Consider the following 1,617-nt stretch of genomic DNA (forward strand, 5'->3'; position numbering starts at 1 on the left):
CCGTCTCAACGGTGTCCATACTGCCGAAAAAAAATCCTTGAAAAACACTGGCGCAAACAGATTCTGCCAAAGTAGTGCTAGCACTACTTTGGCAGATTGTTCATTTTGCCGCGTTTTATAGGATTCCCGAATCGATTTTTCAATGATTCATGGGTGGTCGGCTCTTGGAGGGCTGACCATGCTGGGATGGGAAGACGAACTCGAACGCTGGCTGATGCCGTTCTTGGGCCGACTGGGTCATAAGACCCGGCAGCGGATGTGTCCTCTGTATGTTGCAGGATTGATCGGTCCTGGCGATCACAAGAGCGTTCAGCCAATGGCGGAACGCCTTGCCACGAGCAACTACGACCAGTTGCACCATTTCATTGCGGATGGTGTCTGGGATGCGACGCCGCTGGAGACAGAGCTGCTCGGCCAGGCGGACCGACTTGTCGGCGGCAGGGATGCGGTGCTGGTTATCGATGACACCTCACTGCCGAAGAAGGGTGAGCGCTCGGTCGGGGTGCGGCTCAATACGCGTCGGCTCTCGGTAAAACGGCAAATTGCCAAACGCTGGTGTCTTTAACGCTTGCGCGCGGCGAAGTGCCAGTGATGGTCGCGTTACGTCTCTTTCTGCCTGACAGTTGGACAAGCGACGTGTCTCGTTTGAAGCGCGCTCGCGTGCCAGTCGAACACCGAACGCCACGGTCCAAGCCGGAGATTGCTTTGGCCGAGATTGACCGCGCGATGGCAGCCAACATGCGCTTTGGATGTGTGCTGGCGGATGCAGGATACGGCCTCAGCGCACCGTTTCGACAAGGGTTAACAGATCGCGGGCTGACATGGGCTGTCGGTATCCCTCGGCACCAGAAAGTGTATCCGGTCGATGTGAAGCTCATTTGGCCGATCACCAAAGTCCGCGGGAAACCACGAAAGCACCACGTGCCCGATATCTTATCGATTGCGGCAGAACAAATGCTGGCCAGCGCCAAGTGGAAAACCGTGAGTTGGCGTAGCGGAACGAAAGGTCGGCTTAAAGCTCGTTTTGCTGCTCTCCGTGTCCGCACCGCTGACGGCCCTCCGCAGCGAATATGGGATAAAGGTCAGCAGCATCTCCCAGGCGACGAAGCCTGGCTCATTGGCGAGCAACGTGCCTCCGGGGAGAAGAAATACTATCTCGCCAATCTTCCGGCGGCGACGGATCTGCGCACGCTGGCCGCCACCATCAAGGCACGGTGGATTTGTGAGCAGGCGCATCAACAGCTGAAGGAGGAGCTTGGACTTGATCACTTCGAAGGGCGATCTTGGCGAGGTCTTCATCGCCACGCCTTAATGACAATGATTGCCTACGCCTTCCTGCAACATCGTCGCCTCGCATACGCGGGGCGGAAAAAAAAGAATCAACGGTCCCCCGCCTCAGCCAACCATGCCAGCCGTACGTCACGCCATCGTCGATCTCATCCTACGGCCGCCGTCTCAGCAGTGCCCTTATTGCCGGAAAATCCGTGAAAAACAACGGCGAAAACACAATCTGCCAAAGTAGTGCTAGCACTACTTTGGTAGATTGTCGGTTTTGCCGTGCTTTATAGGATTCCCGAATCAATTTTTCAATGATTCATGGGTGGTCGGCTCTTGGAG

1 pseudogene is annotated in these 1,617 nt (G+C 56.2%); it reads left to right on the top strand.

From position 1 onward, the window contains the following. Positions 1–142: 142 nt before the first annotated feature. Positions 143–1,488: pseudogene (locus tag SO140_RS45780) on the top strand (IS701 family transposase). Positions 1,489–1,617: the final 129 nt, after the last annotated feature.

Source organism: Bradyrhizobium sp. UFLA05-108 (assembly GCF_059803455.1).